Raw genomic sequence first — 23,644 nt, 5'->3', positions numbered from 1 at the left:
TCTGCAAGAAAGCTACATCGGAAGCATACGCTATCCCCGGATTTAACCTAAATAAAAGGAATCAAAAAAATCTGGGGATAACAGCGATCGGAAGGTTGTTCTGTCATCGGAGTGTGCAGTGTAAATATTCGTTAGTTCAATTTATATAGCCCTGAGATCTGTTCATTTACATTCCTATGACTTAGTCCTCCGTGGTAACAAACCACAGATGTAATGTCGAGTTCGGTATATTTCTTCAATGAGAACCGGGCTGTCTCTATATCCAGTGTAGTTGGTTCATGTATGCCTCCAAGCATGCCGTCCACACTGTACATTGAATCTCCGGCAATGAGTGTCTTGCTTTGCTTCAGATAAAGACTGATATGACCTGGCGTATGACCAGGTGTATGAATAACGCGAATTCCACCGCAAAACGGGAGTACCTGACCATCAGTCACGGTTTCATCTACTTTGCCCTTTGGAGGGTGCTTAAGGTGACCGTCTTTGAGAAGAGGGAGCTGTCCCTCAATATACGGCTTATCCAGCGCATGCGCATATATCTTGACTTGTGAGCCACACTCTTGCAAAATCTCGGGAAGACACCCGATATGGTCTACATCCTGATGTGTTAAAATCACTGCTTTAAGTTGGCTGATCGGCATGCCTATGTTTTCTAACGCAATGCGTAAATCGTCATATTGCCCTGGGAAACCGGTATCTATTAACACAGCTGTTTCTTCTTCCCGTATCAGAATAGGATGAATCACATTCCCTTCAAAATCGAGCTGAAGCATCTCTATTCCTTTTGAAATTTCCATAATGCCGACCTCCAAAAAATATATTGATATACAAAATGGGTCATTATATTACTTAGGTAAACGAATAAAGACTGTAAAAAGATACGTTCGGGTACATATAGAAATATTCGATGGATGAGGGAATTGACGCTTGGTGTTGGGAATGATAATTTATATATATCGCAAAAACCAACAAGTCCAATAAGATAAAGGGGGTATGTGGGATGACACAGATCGTGCATGCGGCAGCTGAAGATATTCGAAGCGAGGATTCGCTGCAATTGATTAAGGAACTGAGCGAAGAACTCGGTTTGCTCTATGGTGGTGATGGGACGGCGGGTTTTCAACTGTCAGACGTTGAAGTACCACGTGCGGCCTTTATTGTCGCCAGAATCGACGGGTATCCGGTTGGTTGCGGAGCACTTCGTCCCCTTGATGAAACATCTGTAGAGGTTAAACGCATGTATACACGAAGTGGCTATCGCCGGAAGGGGATTGCCCAGGCGATTTTGGCTGAGGCGGAGCGACTTGCGAACGAACTGGGTTACACTAATCTGAAACTGCAAACGGGCCCCTTGCAGCCGGAAGCAGCAGCACTCTATGAGCGGGTAGGATATTATCGAATCCCTATTTTCAGTGGTAATTGGGATAGAGTGCTGGCCTACCAGAAAGATCTGGTACACGAAAAAGTATAACTCTACGAACGAATCACAGCTTCCATTCAATGAACGGACAGAGGAGCATATGAAGATACAAGAAAAAGTCGCCTATGGGCGACTTTTTTTACGCTTTAACGTATCCTACTTTTCTAAAAAAAGGATAGACCAAAGGTCTTAATCCTTTGCGGAATGAATGATCGAAGGGTCTTGATGTTGGACACCCCATTCGCATAGGCCTTCCAAAACGGGCAATAACGTTTCAGCTTTCGCTGTCAGACGGTACTCGACTTTAGGAGGGACTTGGGGATATTCTTTCCGTTCGATCATACCATCTGCTTCCAATTCTTTGAGCTGTGAACTCAGCGTTTTATACGTAATCGCACCAATCTGTCTTTTCAGTTCATTAAAGCGGACGGGCTGGTTTTCTGCCAGGAGATACATAATCACCATTTTCCATTTGCCACCAATGACAGACAACGTGTATCCAAAAGGGGTATCTTGAATGTTTTTAACTTTACCGTGATATTCAGCCATACTCATCATTCACACTATCCTTCCGGGTAGTACCTATCATAAAAGACCGTACTATTTATTTGTTTGGGCTCAGTTTATACTAACCTTACTTTGAAGTAAAGGAGATTTACGATGACTCAAAAAACAATACGTCTGCTTATGCCACAATGGCAAGGTGGAGATAATCCGAACTACTCTTTTGGAGCGGAACTGCTTGCTTGGCTCGCACCTGACAATAATCAACCTCTCATTCATGTTCCTGTTGAGGCTTATGATGGAACACCTCTGGTAAGCGAGAACGGGATTAAAAGCAGAACACAGCTACTTCAGCAATTGCAGGCTGCCCAGCATATTATTCAAGCTCATCAGCCTGATCGCATTGTCATGTTTGGCGGTGACTGTTTGGTCGAACAAGCCCCGTTTGCTTATTTAAATGAACGATATGACGGAGAACTTGGTTTGATATGGATTGATGCTCACGGTGATTTGGTTAGATACGAGGGCTATGACAACGGTCATACTTTACCGCTCGGGAACCTTCTTGGGGAAGGCGATCCGGAGTTTGCCAAACATGTGAGAGTCCCTTTGAAGCCTGAACATGTCTTCATGGCCGGGTTGACAACCCCCACGGAACAGGAAACCGAAGTGATTCAAAGATTGGGTATTCGAACGGCTGGAACTGAAGAATTAACCCATGGCATGGAGTCGATTAAGAAGTGGATTAAAGAAAATGGTATCAAACACCTGGCAATTCACCTTGATCTGGATGTGCTTGATCCCAACATGTTCCGTTCATTGTTATTCGCCAAACCAGGGGAACCTTATGTGTTTTCACCAGCGGGAACCATGCAAATACCTCACTTGCTTCATCTGATCAAAGAACTGTCTGAAGAAACAGAAGTAGTTGGATTAGGGATAACCGAGCATATGCCGTGGGATGCCATTAACTTGAAGAATCTACTTGGAGAAATTCCTATTTTGAACCAGTGATATAGGTTATAAGTCGCCAGAATATATCAGAATACTGATATAATAAGTCAATATTGAGGAAGATCATCAATAGAAATATCAATATTATTATATGGGTGGTTCAAAGCGAATCAGAATTCAAACAAACTGAGGAGAGTACACCCAGATGGTCACGTTATTGCTAATCCTTATCTATTTCGCATTTATAGGACTGGGACTGCCAGATGCCTTACTTGGCAGTGCCTGGTCCATAATGAAAAACGATATACATGCGACAACAGAAATGGCAGGTTACATATCGTTAATTATTTCATTTTGTACAGTAGTGTCCAGTCTGTCGGCCAGTCGATTGTTACACCGATTCGGAACGGGGAGGGTCACGTTATTCAGCATCCTCTCAACAACCGTTGCTCTGTTGGGATTTTCGATCTCCGAGAATTTTGTGTTTTTCCTTATTCTGGCGATTCCTCTAGGCTTAGGTGCAGGTTCGGTGGATGCGGCACTTAGTAATTATGTAGCATTACATTTCAAGGCGAAGCATATGAATTGGCTGCATTGTTTCTGGGGAATTGGTGCCGTGACGGGTCCACTCGTAATGGCATATTGGCTGAATCAAGCAAACAACTGGCGTGCAGGATACGTTACAGTAGGGTTGATTCTCCTGGGGATCGCGGTGATCTTATTGTCAACGTTGTCTCTATGGAAGATCTTCGAGAAGGGGAGAATAGAAGAATCCGGCGATGAGAAGAAACGTGTGAGCAACAGGGAGGCTATACGCATCCCCGGTGTGAAGATGTCGATGTTGGCCATGCTCTGCTACAATGGTTCGGAGACAGCTGCTGGTCTATGGATGGCTTCTTTCTTCATAGGTAGTAAAGGCGTATCTCCAGGTACTGCGGCAGCGTTATCTTCCTTGTTCTTTATCGGAATCATTGTAGGACGTATAATCTCAGGATTTCTATCGACGCATGTATCGAGCAAACATCTCATCAGGTATGGTGGAATTGTTGGATGTTTCGGATTAGTCATCCTGGTTATGCCGATTCCGTACTGGATTGCAGCAGGCGCGCTGTTTGTGGTCGGATTGGGTGGAGCACCGATCTATCCGAGTATTGTTCACGCGACACCAGAACGGTTCGGAGAGAAGGCCTCCCCAAGTGTAATTGGACTTGAAATGGCAAGTGCCTATACGGGATCAACTTTAATTCCTTTAGGTATGGGCCTGATTGCAAGCCAATGGGGAATGTCGATGGTACCCCTGATTCTTCTTATACTCTTCAGTGTCATGTTCGTGGCCACAGAGCTGGTTAACAGAAGCAGCAAGGCTGCCCGGCTGACCGTCTAGCTCTTGCCTTCATGGAATGTGGTTCCCTCATTACAAAACAAAGGAACAACCATCGCTGGTTGTTCCTTTTGTTATAGTTGCTTATTTTTATAAAAAGATCAGTAGCAAGGTACCTGCGGCAAAACAGTAATACGAAAAGTATTTCAGGTTACCTCTGGCCATAATGCCCATAAACCATCTCATGGAGAAATAGGTGACGAAGAGCGTTGTGATAAATGCAATCAGATATGGGATAGCCAACTGTGATCGGTTCGGATCATTGGCAATGTCGGATACACCCATAATGAGTCCGCCAATGCTAATGGGAATATACAGCATGAAGGAGAACTTCAAAGCCGTTTCCTGTTTCATGCCGACAGCGATCGAGGCGATTACAGTTGCTCCTGAACGGCTTATCCCTGGAATAAGAGCGACTGCCTGAGCCAGACCTACCAATAATGCATCTTTCGTAGACAGATCTCCATCTTGCTTGCGACCACGAAGATTACGAATCAGCCATAAAGCAACCCCGGTGATCAATAATGCGATGGAAACGGTGTATACGGACGAGAAGATTTCTTCAATCCGATCCTTGAACAGGACCGCAACGACAGCAGCGGGGATCGTACCAATAATTATGTATAAGCAAAACATGAAGTCTGCTTTATATTCTTCTTTACGAGTACGCAGGTAACCTAGTGCACCAATGATCAATTTTTTGATATCTTCCCGGAAAATAAAAATAATAGCGATAAGTGATGCTGTGTTTGTTAAAATCTCAAATGACAATCCATTCTGCTTGATGCCCATCAGTTTCTGGGCGATGATCAAATGACCGCTTGAGGAGACGGGAATCGGCTCTGTTGCGCCTTGAACAATACCTAAAAATAAATACTTTAACCACAATATAATCTCTTCCATGTTGTCCTCCTTGAATACGTTTCATTGGCTTTCCAATGATCTCTCTTATTAATAAAAGTGACTTGTCTACTCTATTGATGATAGCTGTTTAACTTGGTGACTTGCAAGTTAGAGTTCATAGAGAGAGGGAAATAAACATAGCTTGTCAAATTCTGCAGAGCATGATATCGTTGATAACGATTATCAATATCAATGAAGAGGTGGGTTTATTTTGCGGAAACAGAGAACACCAATATGGATCATGATGGCACTCATCTTGTTGCTTGTACTTAGTGCATGTGGACAGTCTGCCACGACCAATAGTACAACTGCTGACAGCGCGAACGCAGCTGCGGAGACAGAAACCAAGACGGACTCGAATGCAGCTTCTTCCGCTGAAACCAGTGCCACTGCTGAAGAGGAGCTCGTTACATATCAATCGGATGCCGGCGAAGTGCAGGTGCCCAAGAATCCACAACGTATCGTTGATCTGACGTCATTCTCGACAGGGTACTTTGTTGCCCTGGATGCACCGGTAGTCGGTGCTTTATCCGGAGCGATGAACAACAAGTATATCAAGGATCAACTTGCAGCAGCGGGCACCAGTGACTTGGGTGAAGTACCTACTCCAGAGAAGCTAATCAGTCTAAAACCAGACCTATTTATCGTGTACACGGGCACCGAGGGTATCGACAAGCTGGAGCAGATTGCGCCTGTCGTACAGATTACATTTGGCAAGCGTGATTTCAAGGATCTAATGCTTGAAATGGGTAAGCTCACGAATAGAGAAGACGCCGCTATAGCCTGGAATGCTAAATGGGAAGAGCGCATTAATGAACTGAAGCCTAAGGTTCAGGAAGTTGTCGGTGATCGCACTGTTTCCATCCTGAATCCGTATGCAAAAGGGTTATTTGTATTCGGTCATAACTACGGTCGAGGCGGTGAAATTATTTATGGGGAGTTTGGTCTCAAGGCACCAGCCAAGGCTCAAGTTGAAGCAATTGACAGCGGGACTGGATGGGCTTCGATCTCCATGGAACTATTGCCGGAGTATGCAGGTGATATCATCTTCACCAGTCCGTGGTCCGGAGATAAGACTGATCCCAAGATCGTATACGATAATACATTATGGAAGACCTTGCCTGCAGTGAAGGCAAATCATGTGTTCCAGCTTGACCCAACCTCTGATACGTATAACGATCCGGTAACGCTGGAAGGTCAGTTGCAGTTTATTACGGACAGCCTGCTTTCGGCGAAGTAAGATTGAACCATATACATGATAATACTGGAGCATTTCCGAAACGTCGCTACAAGACGGGGAAATGCTCTTTTTATGAGCTTAGAATGTTATATACGTCGATCTTGGATGGATTTTGACCAATGTAATTAAGCTTGATACAATAGGATAACAGCTGATGAACATTAAATATCAAGTGGGGTGATCTATATTGCAGCAAAAAAGTGAACGTTTGAATGTTTGGTTGGCTTTCTCTAACCTTCATACCCATCTGAACGAGAAGCTGGAACAAGCTCTGCTTCAACAATATGACTTATCTTTGAAGGAATTTTATGTGTTAAACTTCATATATAATGCGGAGGGTAAGGAATTACGCCTACAGCAACTTCAAGAACTGGTGGGGTTGAGCCAAAGTGCTACTTCCAGGCTCGTCGTTAGGATGGAAGCCAAAGACTGTGGGGCTCTGGAAAGACATGCATGTGAAGATGACCGACGTGGCATTTACACTCGTATCACGGAGCTTGGAGAGAATAAATACAAGAAAGCACTTCAAACGTTTAATCAGGTCTTGCAAACTGAATTGGAACAGGATGGATTTGAGACTCGATTAGAGAACCTCACTAAAGAATTGTTCTAAGAGTAGGGTGAATATAGGGTAATGTAGTCATTTACCCTATAAGAAGACTTGACACTCATTAATCTATCCGTTAAATTAAATGCATGCGCATGCTTTTAATGTGGGTGCGGTGATTCATGTATAAGGAGGTATTAAACATGAAGGTATTCGTCGTAGGATCAAATGGACAAATTGGTCAACAGCTTATTCATCTTTTGAAGAATAGTGAAGAGCACACCGTTCTTGCCATGGTACGAAAACAAGAACAGGTAGATACATTTGCGGCACAGGGTGTGGAAACAGTGGTTGCCGACTTGGAAGGTACGGTTGACTCACTTGTAGCTGCTGCAACGGGTTGTGATGCAATCGTATTTACAGCTGGCTCTGGCGGTACAACGGGATATGACAAAACACTCCTGATTGATCTGGATGGTGCGGGGAAAACCATTGAAGCGGCTCAAAAAGCGGGTATTGATCGATTTATCATGGTAAGTGCAATCCAAGCCAATAATCGTGAGAACTGGCATGATAACATCCTTCCATATTATGCAGCCAAACACTATGCTGACAAATTGTTAGAGAGCAGTGGGTTAACATATACCATCATACGTCCAGGGATTCTAACGAATGAACCAGGGACAGGTAAAGTTTCTGCTTCTGAGAATATTACATCCGGTAACATCGCTCGTGAAGATGTAGCTCATGTGATTTTGGCCAGTTTGAGTGAGAAGAATACCTACAAGCGTTCATTTGATCTAATCACTGGCGAGGATGTAATATCTGAGGCATTGAGTAGACTTTGATCCAAAACAAAATTTTCGCCGATATCAGATGAGTTAAGAGAGGGCTATACAATGATTATGTTGATGCTTTTGACCTTCATATTAGGTATCTTCATCGTTGTACGTCAATTTTGGCCACTGCGCAATCTTGAATATATTGATTATCAAGTATTTCTCAGACAAGAGCGTGACTTTCGGCAGTATAAAGTGATCGATATTCGAGATGCGACGGATTATATGGCTAATCCTACTCCGGATACGATTAACATCTCACTGGGACGTCTTGCTTTCACCTGGGAAAAATACCTTCTTCGAGAAGATAATGTAATTATAATGTCTCCTGGTATGCTTCAATCCAAAAAGGCTATACGTATTTTGCGAAAGCATGGGTTTGAATGTCTTTATGTGATGAAGTAAATGAAGTAAATGAAGTAAAAGATACATGTGAGTTCTTAATCATACGGAATTATTAAGTGTAGGCACTGTTTCAATGCTTGCGCATGCATTTTATTATACGTGATTCATGAAAAGGGGAGTTTTATTTTGATGACAGATTTGTTTAGTCCATATTCTTTTAAAAGCCTAGAGCTTAAAAACCGTGTCGTAATGGCTCCAATGTGCCAATATTCAGTTGAGCAAAAAGATGGTATAGCAACAGATTGGCATTATATGCACTACGTTAGTCGTGCCGTGGGGGGAACAGGTTTCATTATCATTGAAATGACAGATGTGGAACCAGATGGCCGAATTTCAGACTATGATCTTGGGTTATGGTCAGATGAACAGATCCCAGCTCTGAAGCGGATCGTAGATGCGTGTCACAGTTATGGTGCCAAGGTTGGTATTCAGATTGCTCATGCGGGCCGCAAAGCAGAAGATGCCGAGGTTCCAGTAGCTCCGTCCGCGATCGCCTTTGATGAGAATTCCAAGCAACCTCGAGCGCTTACAACGGACGAAGTAAAAGGAATGGTTGAAAAGTTCCGTAGTGCAGTAGCGCGTGCAGTGAAAGCTGGATTTGATGCGATTGAGCTTCATGGCGCACATGGCTATCTGATTCATCAGTTCCATTCTCCACTAACGAACAAGCGCGAAGACGAATATGGACAAGATTTAACTTTATTCGGCAGGGAGATCATTCAGGCTGCAAAGGCAGAGATGCCAAAAGACATGCCCCTGATGATGCGTATTTCAGCAAAAGAATACGTCGAAGGTGGTTATGGAATTGAAGAAAGTTCCGAGTTTGCCAAGGCATATCAAGAGGCAGGCGTGGACCTGTTCGATATCTCATCTGGTGGCGAGGGACCTATTGGTGCATCGGGCAGACCAGGAACTCACGCAGCTTATCAAGTACCTCTCGCTAAAGCAATCAAAGAAGCTCTTGATGTGCCCGTGATTGCTGTTGGAAGACTGGACGACCCGAAATTGGCGAATGCAGTTATCGGAAATGAAGAAGCTGATCTCGTTGCAGTCGGAAGAGGGCTGTTAAGAAATCCTTACTGGGCATTGGAAGCTGCGTCTGCTTTGCGCAAGACAACGGACGTTCCAAAACAATATACGACTGGTTTTTAATAATCTGCATTAAAATATGGATAAGAAAGGACTCCGACTGCCAAAACAGAAGGAGTCCTTTTTTTGGTTAAACTAAACGATGTGAAGGAATGATATTAGCGAGTAACAGTCAGGAGATCGTTGTCGATTCATCGGTTTTACCTCTCAGACGTTTGATATCTTCCCGGGGCGGAAAACCGAACATGCGGGAGTATTCACGACTGAATTGGGAAGGGCTCTCGTAACCTACCTGAAATGCTACATCTGCTGCATCGGTGGACTTAGATAATAACAAGCGTCGAGCTTCCTGAAGCCTGAGTTGTTTTTGAAACTGAATTGGACTCATGGCAGTCACTTCTTTAAAGTGTCTATACAGCGAGGCAGTGCTCATATTCGCCAAGTGGGCCAATTCCTCAACCCTGAAATTCTGATCAGAGTGATTCATAATATATTGAATGACGTCTTTGACTCGATACGTGTGGCTGCCCTCCATTGTAGCTTGTTCTAGGGCAACCCCATGGGGACCTTTCAATACTCTATAGAGAATTTCCTTCTTGAACAAAGGTGCGAGTAGTGGGATATCTTCCGAATGTTCTTCCAGTAGTCGGGCCAACCTGACGACCGCGTCCAGCAGAGACGATTCAGTTTGGCTGACAAACATGGCCCTTCTCGCATTTTTCAGCGGTTTTGTAGGGAAGTCGGAATGGTTTAATACCTCCAGAATTTCACTGGATGTAAACTCAAGTTTTAGCGCCAGGTAAGGAGCTTCAGGCGAGGCCTGAATGACTTGTCCACTAACTGGCAAATCAACGGTTGCGACGATATAACTTCCTGGACCATAACGGAAACGATCCTGTCCCAGGAGTACCTCTTTTTCGCCCTGAACGATAATGCAGAAGGACGGTTCATTAACTCTGAATAGGGGTTCCGTAACGACAGATTCGCGGATTAAAAATAAGGAGGGAATGGCAGTAGAATGCACCCCGTCCTTGTCAGAAAAACGGTCAATGAGTGTGGCTAATTCGTTCTGTTGTTCGTGTATTTGATCAGACATGAAAGTTCTCCTTTTTTTCTCACAACATAATAACCACATTCTATCGTAGATTGACCCAAGGCGGTAGAAAACGGATAGGAATAGGCAAACATTTGAGGTGAATGGATAAGATATGTTATTTGCCAGCTGAATATTCACAAGTCCCTATTTTATTTACTGATCGTTCCCGATGTGTTAGATTGATTTTGGGAGGGAAGTCAAAATGGCTAGGAGTAAAGAGTTTGAAGTAAACGAAGTATTGGATAAAGCAATGAAGATCTTCTGGGAACAAGGTTACGAGAAGACGTCGATGAGTGACCTGGTTGAGCATATGGGGATTCATCGCAGAAGTATATATGATACGTTTGACGACAAACATTCGTTGTTTTTGCAGGCAATGGATCGTTACAATGGTAAGGTCAGCAATACATTGCTCGCAGAGATCAAAGCGTCCAAGACAGCAGTGGAAGCACTGCATAAAATTTTCGAAGTTATGATCAGCGAAGCAGAGGATACGCCATCGGGTTGCCTGATCGTGAATTCGGCGGTGGAGCTGGGTCCACGTGATACGGAGGTGGACTCCCGATCTCTTGAATCATTTAATGTAGCAGAGCGGATGTTCGAGCAGATTATTGAATGGGGACAGCGGGATGGAGAGTTCTCCTCAACTCAGGATGCGAAGGAAATGGCAGAGTACCTTCACAATACTTCCGTGGGCATACGAGCCATGGCAAGAACTTCGATGGATAAAGAAAAATTAAATCGCATTATCCATATATCGATGAAACTTTTGGAAAAATGATACAGCTAGTTCTACACGTAATAGAATGAGCATTCCTAAACTGCTATTCATATGGCGGGTAGAGACGTACCCAAAAAAGTAGCTTGAAATCCGTTAGCGGACTTCAAGCTACTTTTTTTTGCGTCAATTTTAGAATAAAAGCATATAACATCAATTGGTAATGGCATTTTCTATTGATTTAACTTTGTGAATCTCTTCAGTCCCAGCCTCCAAAGCAGTCTCGTAGTATGCGCATTTGTGCTCAATGACCTCCATGGTCCTTCTTAATTCCTCCATCTGCGCTTCTACGCTAGCTTTTCGCTCTGTGAACATGTCATATCTTTGCTTCAGTGTGGAATCCCCTTCAGAACACCATTCAATGAAGTCTTTGATGTCCTTAATAGGCATCCCGGTCAGCTTCAGACATTGGATGATCTTTAGAAAGTCAATGTCAGAATCTTTGAACAAACGTGTACCGCTCGTCGTACGTTCTACAAAAGGCATGAGTCCTTCCTTATCGTAGTAACGCAATGTATATACCGTAAGGTCTAATTTTTTGGCAACTTCACCGATTGAATAGGTCATTTTCATAAAATTCCTTTCCACAGGGGGTAGACTTCGAGTTAACTCTAGGATTGATCCGAGTGAATTCTACCATGCTGCATTACAACATGTCAAAGTGAGTTGGAGATAAAAAAAGTAAGATAAATATTTGACCTAGAGTTAACTAGAGGGGGTAAGATTATTTTGAACTTTAAATTACTAGGAGGTTATTACATTGATTATAGCTAAAGCCAGAGCAGTTGACGGACCAGACCAACAATTCCGAAGTGCTGAAATTAAACGACGTGATCTGGATACGAATGATGTATTAATCGAGATTAAATATGCCGGTATCTGCCATTCTGACATCCATACTGCCCACGGTGAATGGGGTCCTGTGAATTATCCGCTTGTTCCTGGACACGAGATTGCCGGGATTGTAACAGATGTAGGAACCGGAGTATCCAAATACAAGGTCGGTGACCGAGTAGGGGTCGGATGTATGGTTGACTCTTGTGGTGAATGTGATAACTGCCGCAAAGGTGAAGAGCAATACTGTCTCAAAGGAAATATTCCTACCTACGCTGGTGTAGACAAATATGGTGAACCTACGCAAGGTGGATATTCTACCCATATTGTTGTAATCGAGGATTTCATCGTTCGCATCCCGGATAACATTGCACTGGACGCTGCTGCACCTTTGCTGTGTGCAGGTATTACGACGTATTCACCGCTGCATCACTGGGGAGCTGGCCCAGGTAAGAAGGTTGCCGTTGTAGGTATGGGTGGCCTAGGACATATGGCTGTTAAAATTGCACATGCGATGGGCGCCGAAGTAACGGTTCTTTCCCAGTCCTTGAGTAAAAAAGAAGATGGACTGCAATTTGGTGCAGATCACTACTACGCAACAAGCGAACAGGAAACGTTCGAAAAACTTGCAGGGACTTTTGATCTGATGATTAACACAGTAAGTGCGAATATTGATATTAACGCTTATTTCTCACTGCTCACGCTGGATGGTACTCTCGTGAACGTGGGTGCTCCAGCAGAGCCATTAGCTGTTAACGTATTCTCTCTCATCGGTCATCGCCGGTCATTCGCAGGTTCAATGATTGGTGGCATTCGTGAAACGCAGGAAATGCTCGATTTCTGTGCGGAACATGATATTGCGCCTAACATTGAGGTCATCTCGGCCGATCAGATTGACGAAGCTTACAAACGTGTACTGGCTTCCGACGTGAAATATCGCTTTGTTATTGATATCAGCACAATGTAATTGTGAAGTAAGTAATAACTCGTTGCATGAGTAGACAAGCAAGTAGCTGGCCACCAAGGTCAGTTGCTTGCTTGTTTTCTTATGATCTCGTTAGATTCGGTTGATGGATTCATGATAGAATGAGATCGAATGGGGCAAAAGAAGCAGTATATTTATTGATATAGGGGGAAAGCAATGGAGACCTTTGCAGAATTTATAGCACGTATCGATAACCCGGAACATCAGGCACGGACGGAAGAAGTCTTGAACTGGATTACTGAAAAATTCCCGAATCTAAAGCAAAAAATAGCATGGAATCAACCGATGTTTACCGATCACGAGACCTTTATCATTGGCTTCAGTGTATCCAAGCAACATTTGGCTGTTGCTCCCGAGAAGGCAGGAATTAATCGTTTTTCGGAAGAGATCACTCAGGCGGGTTATGATCACACCAAAGAATTGGTTCGAATGAAGTGGAAACAGGAAATTGATTTTTCGTTACTTGAGCGAATGATTGAGTTCAATATCGCGGATAAGGCAGACTGTTCAACATTTTGGCGTAAATAAATCGCGATGAAAAAAAAGAAGACCCCTAACTTCCAGATTCGGAAGTTAAGGGTCTTCGGTATATTACACCATTATTTATGACCTACTACAGGGTGAGGTACGTATGGCTCTTCAAGGAACGTAACATCTTCTGTGGTCAACTTAACAGACAGAGCACCTACAGCATCATCCAGATGCGATAATTTGGTGGCACCGATAATCGGAGCCGCCACAGTATCTTTTTGTAATAACCAGGCAAGTGCAATGTGTGTGCGAGGAACACCATACTTTTCTGCAATGGATGCAACCCGCTCGACAACAAGTCGATCCGCATCACTGGTTCCGTTATACTTGGATTTTTGCACTTCGTCTGTCTCGGAACGAAGCGTGGTTACAGACCAGTCACGGGTTAACCTGCCTGAAGCCAGAGGACTGTAGGGAGTGACACCAATCTTTTCTTCCTTGCACAGAGGAAGCATCTCGCGTTCTTCTTCACGATAGATGAGGTTTAAGTGGTTTTGCATGGAAACGAACTTGGTCCAACCATTTCTCTCGGCCACATGCAATGCCTTTTGGAACTGCCATGCGAACATCGCTGAAGCTCCAATGTATCTCGCTTTACCGGACTTCACCACATCATGTAAAGCTTCCATGGTTTCTTCAATAGGGGTATTGTAATCCCAACGATGGATGATATACAGGTCGACATAATCCGTTTCCAAACGTTTCAGACTCTTGTCTATTTCACTCATGATGGCTTTTCTCGAAAGGCCAGAACCGTTGGGCCCCTCATGCATCTGTCCGTGGATCTTGGTTGCAATGACAACCTCATCACGATTGGCATAATCCTTTAATGCCCGACCAAGATATTCCTCACTTGTACCCAAAGAGTATACATTCGCTGTATCGAAGAAATTAATGCCTAAATCTAGCGCTTTTTTGATGACAGGGCGGGAGTTCTCTTCATTCAATACCCATTGATGAACCCACTTACTGGCGTCCCCGAATCCCATACATCCCAGGCAAAATCGAGATACGTCCAAGCCTGTGTTACCAAGTTTTGTGTATTCCATATGATGTTCAAATCCTTTCTAAAATTTATTATGGCCACCTGTATGGTGACCTATTTACATTTATTATGTCATAACGAACGAAGCAGCCTGTACCACATTTCTATCAAACTTTTGCCTAATCCTATCATTATCTCCAAATCGGTTGGATATAGAACATAAAAAAATGCCCCCAGTGTAGCTCAAGGGACATCTTACTCCATATAAAGTATGGTTCAACTCAGACAGAGAAGAGAAAAAAAGGATTGAACGCGAAAAAAAGCCATGATATAATCTATAGCGCAATTGACATTTCATTTGAATGTAAAGGGTGAATCATTATTTCTCCTAATTTAATTTTACATCCGACATTCCGATTTGTCAATGCTCTTTTTTTTGGGTCCTAATAAATGGAAAAGGGAGTGGACTTATTCATGGATAAAACAGTTGAATGGAAGTTGGAAGAGGAAAGACTAGTGGAGGTGAGGAACAAACTTCAGGCACGACTCGACGAGTTAGAACCGAAGGTTGCCGGACTGCATGAACAGGCTGCCGAAATTCGTAAGCGGTTCTGGGAAGACGTGACGATTAACACGGGTTCGTACACGGATTTTGAAGACGCATTCTATACCATCAATCAGCAGTCGAGGGTATTGGCCGAGAGGGAGCGCGGGCACAAGCTATTAACACAACAATGGAAAAATACAAAGAGACTGCTTCCAACGCCGTATTTTGGTCGTTTCGACTATAAGGAAAAAGGCATGACATTTACTGAACAGATCTACATCGGCGTATCATCTTTCATGGATGAGGATGGACTGAACTTTCTAATCTATGACTGGAGAACACCAATTGCGAGTCTGTACTATGATCACTCTCCCGGGCCAGCAGGCTATGACACACCTTCAGGACGAATCGAGGGAAAGATGGAGCTCAAGCGTCAATTCCAGATCCAACATGGGCAGCTTCATAGCATGTTTGATTCAACTGAGACGATTGGTGACGAATTGTTGCAGCAAGTACTCGCCAAGGGTGCAGACTCACAAATGAAGAGCATTGTAGCAACCATTCAGAAGGAACAAAATGCTATTATTCGTGATGACCGCAGCCGGATGCTTATCGTTCAGGGGGTAGCGGGCAGTGGCAAGACGTCAGCTGCGCTGCAGCGAGTCGCCTACTTACTTTATAAACACCGCCAGGCCGTCAAAGCAGATCAGATTGTACTTTTCTCGCCGAATCCGATGTTCACCAGCTATATTTCCACCGTACTCCCGGAACTTGGTGAAGAGAATATGCAGCAGACGACTTTCCAGGAATATCTGAATTATTGGCTGGATTCCTCCGTACGACCAGAGGATGCCTTTGATCAGATTGAATATGTACTGACAGCCCAGGGAGATCCGGGATATGAAGCTCGTATGGAGGCGATCAAGTACAAAGCTTCCGAGACATTTCTTCAAGTGCTCCAAAACTACGGTAAGTGGTTGGGAAGAGAGGGGATGCGGTTTAACGGAATTCAATTTCGGGAACGTGAATTCATCACTGCAGACCGAATAAAGACCCATTTTTACAGTTTGGATCAAAATCTTACATTGTCCAACCGTATACTTCTTTTGCAGGAATGGCTGCTGAGAGAACTCGTTTCGCTGGAACGACTGGAACGGGAAGCAGACTGGGTTCTGGAGGAGTTGAATTATCTGGACACAGAAGAGTACGTGGAAGCTTTCCGCATGTTGCACAAAGAAAAGCCTGTGTTCGATGTGGCGGAAAAATACGCAGCGCGGGAGAATGGGAATACAAGCGCAGAGAAAGATGAGGGTGCCTTTAACTTTGCAGTGAGGGAAGAGGAACTGCTTCGTCAGAAACTGGTGAAAGACATGTTTAAACCTTTAAGAAAGAGTGTACGGAAATTCCAGTTCGTGGATGTGAAAGGCATATATGAACAACTATTTGTAGATGAAGCTGCTTATCGTGAACAAACGAATGGGGCAATCCCCCCGCAGCATTGGCCTGAGATTTGCAAACAGACTAAGAAAATGATCCTCCAGAACAAGCTGTTCCATGAGGATGCTACTCCTTTTCTATATGTAAAAGAGATGATCGAAGGTGTCCGGACAAACACGGATATCCGTTATGTCTTTGTGGATGAAGGCCAGGACTATTCGGCGTTTCAATATGAATATCTCAAGAAACTGTTTCCTCGTGCCCGCATGACGGTGCTTGGTGATTTCGGTCAAGCGATCTTTATGCAGGCTACCGATTTAGCAGCATCCAACTCGCCACTGGTTCATCTTTACGGAGAAGCCGAAACTACATTGATACGCCTGGTACGCAGTTATCGTTCAACCAGAGAGATTGTTGAATTCACCAAATGCATGCTGCCAGGGGGAGAAGAGATCAGACCGTTTGAAAGGGGAGATCAGAAGCCTCTTTTAACAAGATTGGAGGATGATAAGCTACGTGGTTCGCAGATTCTCGCAGATATTACCGCACTCAAGGCGGAGGGGTTCGATTCCATCGCTGTGATTACGAAGACCGCGGCTGAAAGCCGGGACGCCCATGAATGGTTACGTAGTCAAGGAGGCGAAGGGCTGCAGCTCATAACGAAGGACACACAGATTTTTGAAAAAGGAATCATGGTTATTCCTGTGTACCTCGCCAAAGGTGTCGAGTTCGACGCTGTCCTGGTCTATGATGCTTCACCAGAAGCTTACAGCCAGGAATATGACCGAAAGCTCCTCTATACGGCCTGCACACGAGCCATGCACCGACTTCATCTATATACAACGAGTGACTGGTCACCGTTTGTGCAGGCGTTACCTGCGAATCTGTATGACATAAGATCATAATCCATAAGTAAAATCAATTTCAATGAAGGAACAAAGTAAGATGCTCGGAGCCTTTTTCAAAGGTTATCGGGCATCTTTCTTTTTATGAAGACATGAGTCGTAAAAGTTATTCTTTACTGATCGTTCCCGATGTGTTAGATTATTATTGGGAGTTATGAGAACGATCATTCTCATAACGGCTCGAAAATGAATACATTCTCAATGAGAGGGAGTAATAATAAATGAATATTTCCAAACAAGTTGCTATTGTAAGTGGGGCTAATCGAGGGTTGGGCAAGGAACTTGCTCTTGAATTGCTGGCGCGGGGAACCAAAGTGTACGCTGGCGCACGAAACCCTGAATCCATTGATCTGCCGGGGGCTATTCCACTGCAACTCGATATTACTGATCCACAATCTGTCATGGCTGCAGCTGAGGTAGCTAGTGATGTAACCCTTCTAATCAATAATGCTGGTTCCGCTACGGGTGCTTCTCTGCTCACAGGTGAGCTGAACGATATTCACTTGGAGTTCAATACACATGTATTCGGTACGCTTTCAATGATTCGTGCGTTTGCACCGGTGATAGAGAAGAATGGGGGCGGTTCGATACTGAATATCCTGTCTGCTCTATCTTGGCTCAGCCTTGGTAACTCAGGTGCATATTCAGCTGCAAAATCCGCTCAGTGGGGAATTACGAATGCATTACGTCTGGAATTAGCCCCTAAGAACGTTAGCGTTGCCGGATTGCACGTGGCGTTCATGGATACGGATATGACGGCAGGTATCGACGCACCGAAAACGAGCCCAACGGATATTGCCAAAATTGCAATAGATTCAATCGAAGCGGATCTCTACGAGATTATTGCTGATGATACCAGTCGGAACGTGCAACAGGGTCTTGCTGGTGGTGTTGCTGCCCTTTACCCGCAATTGTTTCAAAAATAGAGAGGTGTAGATGCCTTTTCACGCTATAAATAAAACAACCCCCACCAGATATGGTGGGGGTTGAGTACGTCATGAATTCTCCAATTCCATTCCTTCAAGAACGGTGAGAATATGAGGTTTAGCCTTTAACTGCACCAGCAGTAAGGCCGCTGACGATATATTTTTGCCCGAATAGATACAGGATAAATACAGGCAACGAAGTAAGCACGAGATTAGCGAAGATCAGGTTCCAGTCCCGGCTATATTTGCCGTAGAAATTGTAGATCGATAGTGGCATCGTCCAGGTGGAGCTGTCTGTCAGGAAGTACACCGGAATCGTGATGTCATTCCAGACGGACATGAACACCATGATCGCTACCGTAGCGTTAACGGGCAGGATGAGCGGTGTGACGATGCGGAAGAACACGCCGAACACACTTGCACCTTCCAGAAATGCCACTTCGTCCAGCGCTCGTGGAATGGTTTTGATGAATCCACTGTACAAGAATACACTGAAGGCTGTATTTAACGCGGCGTAGATCAGGATGACACTTGTGATGCTGCCGTAGAATCCTAATCCCTGCACAACCCGAATGGTCGTAATAATCGACATCGGCGCAATCAGTCCCATGAAGAAATACATGTAGATCGTGCCGGATAGTTTGGTTTCCCGACGTGCCAGAATGAATGCCGCTGCCGAAGAAGCAACGATGTTAATGATGGATGAAACGCCAGTAATCAAGATGCTGTTGAAGAATGCTCGTGACAGACCGCCTTCCTGGAAGACACGAACATAGTTCGAGAACTGCCATGTTTCAGGCAGACTCAGAGAGAAACTGAGCACCTCGGCGCTGGTTTTGAATGAACCAAAGATCAGAATGACAAGCGGCAACAGAACGATAAGAGAGGCCAGAATCAGGAAACCTTCCACGATATAGTTGCGGATGGCGAGTTTGCGTGTATAGCCCATGTTATTCCGTAACCTCCTTACGCCGCATGAAGATCAATAGCGGTATAGCGATAATGGTAACGACGACGAACAGAAGTGTGTTGACCGCGGTACCAAGTCCCCAGTTACCTTCACCGAAAGATCGTAGAATGATCGTACCCACGACCTGAGAAGCGTTACCTGGGCCACCACCTGTCATGACATATACTTCGGAGAATACTTTGAGTCCACCGATTAATGTCAGCATCAGGTTAATGTTAATGGCTGGCAGCAAGAGCGGCAGTGTGATTTTGAAAAAACTTCTCCACGAGCTTGCGCCATCAATCTTGGCTGCCTCGTAATACTCTTGAGAAATGGACTGCAGGCCCGCCAGATAGATAGCCATCTGGAACCCGGCACTCTGCCAGATTGAGACGATAGCAATCGTCCAGATGACAATGGATGGGTTGGTCAGCCAAGCTTGGCTTAACGAATGTAACCCAACAGATTCCAATAGGTTGTTAATCGTACCTTCGGTACGCAACATGGGAGTGAACAGAATGCTGATCACAAGAATGCTGAGTATGGAAGGGGAGTAGAAGATGGCGCGCAACAGGTTCTTGGTTCTTAATCGCATGTTAAGTCCTACAGCCAGCAATAGACCGATAACGTTTTTGCCCACTACAGTGACGATCGCGAATATTGCTGTGTTCTGCAATGCCAGAATCAGCGTTTTGTCCGAGAAAATTTTTCTGAAATTGTCCCACCCGATGAACTTCAACTCCAGTCGGTCCAACCGCCAATCCGTGAATGAGTAATAGAAAGCGGCAAGAGCAGGCACGACGAAAAAGATGGAGTAGATAATCAGTGCGGGAAAGATCATGTAATACGAATACAAATTTTTAGTCCTTTTCATGTCTCACACTCCGTTATAGCTAGGCAGCATAACAATCATCCGTGGTATGCTGCCTTGTATTTCACTCCTATTTCTTAGAAACCCGCTACACCTTTATCCTGCATCAGCTGACTGAACTTCTCATCCCAGGATTTCAACACTTCTTCCGGTGACAACCCGCCTGCAAATTGATCCTGCAACAATCGGTACAGTTCACTGCGATCAACCAGCATGAACGCATCCGTTGTCAGCACGGTTTTCTTCGGCGTAATGTAGTTGTCTACAATGTCCTGCTTATAGGCCGGCAATTCCGGTGTTGTGACGTCACTGAAATTGGATACATAGCCTTTGGAGTCCACGATCTGTTGTGCGACATCCTTGGAAGCGATGTAGTCCAGGAACTGTTTGGCTTCTTCCAAATGTTTGGATTTCTTCGGAATGAACAATTGCCCACCCAGTGGACTTGCACCCAGACTGGCATTATCCGACGATGGAATCGGGAATACGCCCAGTTCCATGCTTGGGTCTTGCTCGGCAACACCTTCAATTAACCAATCGCCCATAAACATCATGGCCACTTCCTTGTTCAGGAATTTACCTACTGCCATGTCATAGCTGTCGCTAAGCACATCCGTGTTGGTGTAACCTTTGGTGTACACTTCATACTGTTGTTCAAGGAATGTTTTGAATTCCGGTATATCGGACCATTTTTTCTTATTGCTGTTCAAGTCATCAAAAAACGTCGGTTCATTCTTAGCTACAAAATCGGCAAAAGCCGCTGCAGGCCAGATGTTGGCAGCCCAGGCATCTTTGTATGGCATGAATACTGGTGTAATACCACTCGCTTTGATTTTTTCACAGATTGCCAAGAATTCTTTGTAGTTGGTTGGAAGCGACAATCCGAGCTCTTCAAAGATTTGTTTGTTATAAACGACCCCTTGCATGCCTGTATCTTGGCTAACATGGAAACTGTAGAGGTGACCACCAGAAGAGAGGACGTCTTTGTTCACGATTCTGCTCGCCCAAGGTTCGTTATCGAGAATCTCGAAGTTACGTTCAAGGTTCAGGTCCGTGACTGCGCTCGCCAGATTATATTGAATAATGTCAGGTGTTTCATCTACAGCCAGTTTGGTTTGCAATACCGTTGTTGTTTGTTCCGCTGGAATCAGCTGCAAATTCACGCGAATATTCGTTTGTTTTTCGAATTCATCGAGAATGTCTTGCTGAATGAAGGCAGAGTCCTGAGAACTTTTAGAGATCGCAAGTTCCAGTGTGACCTTACCACTCTTGTTGTCTCCGCCAGCAGCGCCGGAATCCGTACCTCCTGATCCACAAGCGGTTAACGAGATCGATAATAGACTAGCCAGAATAATGGATACAGCCTTTTTTCTTTTTATTGTCTTCAATGCAAATCCCCCTCTAAAACATTTGGTGAATCCGTTTACAAGTCCGATTATAGTTTCTTTTATCGCCCCGGTACATGTCTGTGCTTGAACGTTGATGTGTAAAATACTGAACTTGAAATCGCTATCATTTCATGGAGTACCGTGATACAGTAGGACATAAATCTAAGGGATTTCACATCATGTCAGAACAGGAGGGTAACTCTGAGAATGGCGAAGCTCATACATAAGGCAACTCAATTCAGTTTGCAGACGAAGGTGCTTTTGACCTTTCTGGCCCTGCTTTTGTTCGTGCTGGGCTGTTTTATCGTGTATGTCAATGTGATTGTTATTCGCCCGCTCAAACTGAAAACGGAGCAAGATACGCTAGTGACTGCTACGAAGGTGCGAGAGCAGGTTGATCTATACGTAGAACAACAGAACCAAATGTCACAGCGAATATTGTCCAGCAAGAATATTTTTGCAGCCATGGACAAGAGCTCCTCAGCTCATAGTAACTATGAAAGACTGAAGCAAATTAGGATTATCAAAGACATCATGTTTCAGGCGATCGGGCCCAGCATGAATATCAAGGACATGTCCATCTATGACAGGCAAGGTGTTCTTCTTACGTCATATCTGGGTTCAGGCAATCCTCCGGCGATTTTGAACACGATGATGGAGAGTAGCCAGATCGGGCGGGATTGGACGGAAAGCGGTTTTGTCTTGCTGCGACAAGTCGATACCATCTCCTTTGTGCGGACGATCAATGATCAGAACGGCAAGGTGTACGGTTATCTTAGCATTCAGATGGAACAGGCCTATATACAGAATCTTACGGAAGGCATTACCGCTGGAGATGTCTATATTCTGAATGAACAAGGGGAGCAGATGACAGGTTCCGAAGCGGGGGTGACATTTGCCAATTGGTCGAAGCCTGCATCAGACGAGGGATTAGTGGTCGACAAAGACGACAATTATATCACGCATTCCACATCACCCAGTACAGGTTGGATCACGTATATCATAACACCCAAAAAATCCGTTCTGGGCTCGATCCATTCGGTTCAGACCATGTCCATCCTGCTTATTACAGCGCTGATGCTGGTTTCTTTTGTGTATATCTTCCTGTCAACGCGTAACCTGCTGCTTCCAATCCGTAAGCTCCGCAGTCAAATCTGGCGTATGAACTACAGCAATATGAATCTGAAAGTGGATGAAACGCCGAAGAACAACGATCTGTTATTGCTTAACGAAGCCTTTCAGGATCTCATGGAGCGGCTGCAGCAATCCATTGACCGTGAAAAATCGGCACTTCATGAAGAAGTAAAGGCGCGTAATTCAGCGCTGCAAGCCCAGATCGCTCCACATTTTATTCATAACGTTCTGTATCTGATCAGTATTGCTGCACAAGAGGGGAAGACCAAAGTCGTATCGGATATGTGCAAGCATCTCTCGGACAGTCTGCGTTATATCGTCTCTTCACCCTACGCCCATGTGACCTTGGCTGATGAGCTTCAACATACGAGGCATTACCTGTCGCTTGTACAGCAAAAGTACGAAGAGGATCTGGAGTGGGACATCCGTGCGGACGAGCTGGCGAGCGAAATTAAGTTGCCGCGGTTGGTCATCCAGCCGTTTGTGGAAAACTGCATTGAACATGCCTTTGCCAACACTGTACCTCCTTGGCGTATCCGGATTACCGTGAAGCAATATAACGGATTATGGGCTCTGGAGATCAAGGATAACGGGGAAGGCTTTCCACCGGATAAGATCCAGGAGATTTTAGCCAATATCCAGTCATCCGGATCGGGAATGAATTCAACGTCCAATCGACCAACAGCCCTGGGTAACATGGGGATTCTCAACAGTGTCAATCGACTCAAACTCATGTATAACAACCGGCTTTTTATTAATATATTTAACAATCATGCGGAAGAGGAACATGGAGCAACGATTCAGATCATCGGCTCACTGACGAGAGATTTTTACTAGGGCGTGTCTGAAAACTCCGAAGGAAGCAGATTTTGCCGAATTTTCGTTCCAAGCAAGGAAGTTTTCCGCAGGCGTGCCGGGGCACGTCAAGGGAAAGTGACGTAGCAGGGGGCGAAAAGGCGGAAAAAGATGCACTTCAGTGAGTTTTGAGATACGACC

General features: G+C 44.6%; 23 protein-coding genes. 14 read left to right on the top strand and 9 right to left on the bottom strand.

Going from position 1 to position 23,644, the window contains the following annotated elements; translation table 11 throughout:
- Window positions 1–131: 131 nt before the first annotated feature.
- A complete protein-coding gene (locus FS628_RS00360; RefSeq protein ID WP_145317450.1) occupies window positions 132–797 on the bottom strand; it encodes an MBL fold metallo-hydrolase in 666 nt (221 codons plus the stop codon).
- A gap of 203 nt (window positions 798–1,000) precedes the next feature.
- On the opposite strand from FS628_RS00360, the gene FS628_RS00355 reads away from it, so the two are divergent.
- Complete coding sequence (locus FS628_RS00355; protein WP_145317447.1) at window positions 1,001–1,471, top strand: GNAT family N-acetyltransferase; 471 nt, start codon at window positions 1,001–1,003, stop codon at window positions 1,469–1,471.
- 138 nt (window positions 1,472–1,609) lie between these two features.
- On the opposite strand, the gene FS628_RS00350 is transcribed toward FS628_RS00355, so the two are convergent.
- Complete coding sequence (locus FS628_RS00350; protein ID WP_145317444.1) at window positions 1,610–1,975, bottom strand: winged helix-turn-helix transcriptional regulator; 366 nt, start codon at window positions 1,973–1,975, stop codon at window positions 1,610–1,612.
- Between the two features lie 105 nt (window positions 1,976–2,080).
- On the opposite strand from FS628_RS00350, the gene FS628_RS00345 reads away from it, so the two are divergent.
- Together FS628_RS00345 and FS628_RS00340 are read left to right on the top strand one after the other, a co-directional pair.
- Complete coding sequence (locus FS628_RS00345; RefSeq protein WP_145317441.1) at window positions 2,081–2,938, top strand: arginase family protein; 858 nt, start codon at window positions 2,081–2,083, stop codon at window positions 2,936–2,938.
- A 145-nt stretch (window positions 2,939–3,083) separates the two neighbouring features.
- Window positions 3,084–4,262, top strand: coding sequence for an MFS transporter (locus FS628_RS00340; RefSeq protein ID WP_145317438.1), 1,179 nt, complete (start codon window positions 3,084–3,086; stop codon window positions 4,260–4,262).
- Between the two features lie 87 nt (window positions 4,263–4,349).
- On the opposite strand, the gene FS628_RS00335 is transcribed toward FS628_RS00340, so the two are convergent.
- A complete protein-coding gene (locus FS628_RS00335; RefSeq protein WP_145317435.1) occupies window positions 4,350–5,162 on the bottom strand; it encodes an undecaprenyl-diphosphate phosphatase in 813 nt (270 codons plus the stop codon).
- A gap of 211 nt (window positions 5,163–5,373) precedes the next feature.
- Here FS628_RS00335 and FS628_RS00330 point away from each other — a divergent pair, with 211 nt between their 5' ends.
- The 5 genes from FS628_RS00330 to FS628_RS00310 all read left to right on the top strand — a co-directional run bounded on the left by FS628_RS00330 (window position 5,374) and on the right by FS628_RS00310 (window position 9,345).
- Window positions 5,374–6,402 carry an ABC transporter substrate-binding protein gene (locus tag FS628_RS00330; protein WP_145317432.1) on the top strand — a complete coding sequence of 343 codons (1,029 nt, stop codon included), beginning with the start codon at window positions 5,374–5,376 and terminating at the stop codon, window positions 6,400–6,402.
- 187 nt (window positions 6,403–6,589) lie between these two features.
- Window positions 6,590–7,015 (top strand): MarR family winged helix-turn-helix transcriptional regulator, encoded by a 426-nt coding sequence (locus FS628_RS00325; RefSeq protein ID WP_145317429.1) that lies wholly within the window; start codon window positions 6,590–6,592, stop codon window positions 7,013–7,015.
- Between the two features lie 137 nt (window positions 7,016–7,152).
- Window positions 7,153–7,797: an SDR family oxidoreductase gene (locus FS628_RS00320; protein ID WP_145317426.1), complete on the top strand. Its 645-nt coding sequence runs from the start codon at window positions 7,153–7,155 to the stop codon at window positions 7,795–7,797.
- A gap of 51 nt (window positions 7,798–7,848) precedes the next feature.
- Window positions 7,849–8,193 (top strand): rhodanese-like domain-containing protein, encoded by a 345-nt coding sequence (locus FS628_RS00315; protein ID WP_145317423.1) that lies wholly within the window; start codon window positions 7,849–7,851, stop codon window positions 8,191–8,193.
- A gap of 129 nt (window positions 8,194–8,322) precedes the next feature.
- Complete coding sequence (locus FS628_RS00310; RefSeq protein ID WP_145317420.1) at window positions 8,323–9,345, top strand: NADH:flavin oxidoreductase/NADH oxidase; 1,023 nt, start codon at window positions 8,323–8,325, stop codon at window positions 9,343–9,345.
- Between the two features lie 109 nt (window positions 9,346–9,454).
- Here the strand turns inward: FS628_RS00310 and FS628_RS00305 are convergent, their stop codons facing one another.
- Complete coding sequence (locus FS628_RS00305; protein ID WP_145317417.1) at window positions 9,455–10,378, bottom strand: AraC family transcriptional regulator; 924 nt, start codon at window positions 10,376–10,378, stop codon at window positions 9,455–9,457.
- 202 nt (window positions 10,379–10,580) lie between these two features.
- Here FS628_RS00305 and FS628_RS00300 point away from each other — a divergent pair, with 202 nt between their 5' ends.
- Complete coding sequence (locus FS628_RS00300; RefSeq protein WP_145317413.1) at window positions 10,581–11,159, top strand: TetR/AcrR family transcriptional regulator; 579 nt, start codon at window positions 10,581–10,583, stop codon at window positions 11,157–11,159.
- Between the two features lie 150 nt (window positions 11,160–11,309).
- On the opposite strand, the gene FS628_RS00295 is transcribed toward FS628_RS00300, so the two are convergent.
- A complete protein-coding gene (locus tag FS628_RS00295) occupies window positions 11,310–11,723 on the bottom strand; it encodes a MerR family transcriptional regulator (RefSeq protein ID WP_440131256.1) in 414 nt (137 codons plus the stop codon).
- Between the two features lie 193 nt (window positions 11,724–11,916).
- Between FS628_RS00295 and FS628_RS00290 the strand changes: the two genes are divergently transcribed.
- Window positions 11,917–12,957 (top strand): NAD(P)-dependent alcohol dehydrogenase, encoded by a 1,041-nt coding sequence (locus FS628_RS00290; RefSeq protein ID WP_145317407.1) that lies wholly within the window; start codon window positions 11,917–11,919, stop codon window positions 12,955–12,957.
- A 174-nt stretch (window positions 12,958–13,131) separates the two neighbouring features.
- A complete protein-coding gene (locus tag FS628_RS00285) occupies window positions 13,132–13,503 on the top strand; it encodes an iron chaperone (protein WP_145317404.1) in 372 nt (123 codons plus the stop codon).
- Window positions 13,504–13,574: 71 nt separating this feature from the next.
- On the opposite strand, the gene FS628_RS00280 is transcribed toward FS628_RS00285, so the two are convergent.
- Entirely contained in the window at window positions 13,575–14,555 is a 981-nt protein-coding gene (locus FS628_RS00280) for an aldo/keto reductase (RefSeq protein ID WP_145317401.1), read from the bottom strand.
- Between the two features lie 410 nt (window positions 14,556–14,965).
- On the opposite strand from FS628_RS00280, the gene helD reads away from it, so the two are divergent.
- Both helD and FS628_RS00270 read left to right on the top strand, forming a co-directional pair.
- Window positions 14,966–17,380 (top strand): RNA polymerase recycling motor HelD, encoded by a 2,415-nt coding sequence (helD, locus tag FS628_RS00275; RefSeq protein ID WP_145317398.1) that lies wholly within the window; start codon window positions 14,966–14,968, stop codon window positions 17,378–17,380.
- A 221-nt stretch (window positions 17,381–17,601) separates the two neighbouring features.
- Window positions 17,602–18,306 carry an SDR family oxidoreductase gene (locus tag FS628_RS00270; protein WP_036616036.1) on the top strand — a complete coding sequence of 235 codons (705 nt, stop codon included), beginning with the start codon at window positions 17,602–17,604 and terminating at the stop codon, window positions 18,304–18,306.
- Between the two features lie 118 nt (window positions 18,307–18,424).
- Here FS628_RS00270 and FS628_RS00265 read toward each other — a convergent pair whose 3' ends face one another.
- The 3 genes from FS628_RS00265 to FS628_RS00255 all read right to left on the bottom strand — a co-directional run bounded on the left by FS628_RS00265 (window position 18,425) and on the right by FS628_RS00255 (window position 21,514).
- Window positions 18,425–19,255: a carbohydrate ABC transporter permease gene (locus FS628_RS00265; protein ID WP_145317395.1), complete on the bottom strand. Its 831-nt coding sequence runs from the start codon at window positions 19,253–19,255 to the stop codon at window positions 18,425–18,427.
- Window position 19,256: 1 nt separating this feature from the next.
- Window positions 19,257–20,129, bottom strand: coding sequence for a carbohydrate ABC transporter permease (locus FS628_RS00260; RefSeq protein WP_145317392.1), 873 nt, complete (start codon window positions 20,127–20,129; stop codon window positions 19,257–19,259).
- Between the two features lie 74 nt (window positions 20,130–20,203).
- Window positions 20,204–21,514 (bottom strand): ABC transporter substrate-binding protein, encoded by a 1,311-nt coding sequence (locus tag FS628_RS00255; RefSeq protein WP_145317389.1) that lies wholly within the window; start codon window positions 21,512–21,514, stop codon window positions 20,204–20,206.
- Between the two features lie 207 nt (window positions 21,515–21,721).
- Between FS628_RS00255 and FS628_RS00250 the strand changes: the two genes are divergently transcribed.
- Complete coding sequence (locus tag FS628_RS00250; protein WP_145317386.1) at window positions 21,722–23,485, top strand: sensor histidine kinase; 1,764 nt, start codon at window positions 21,722–21,724, stop codon at window positions 23,483–23,485.
- Window positions 23,486–23,644 lie beyond the last annotated feature (159 nt).

The sequence above is a fragment of the Paenibacillus xylanexedens genome, assembly GCF_007676705.1.
Taxonomy (GTDB): domain Bacteria; phylum Bacillota; class Bacilli; order Paenibacillales; family Paenibacillaceae; genus Paenibacillus; species Paenibacillus xylanexedens_C.
This window is presented reverse-complemented; position numbering and strand designations above follow the sequence as displayed.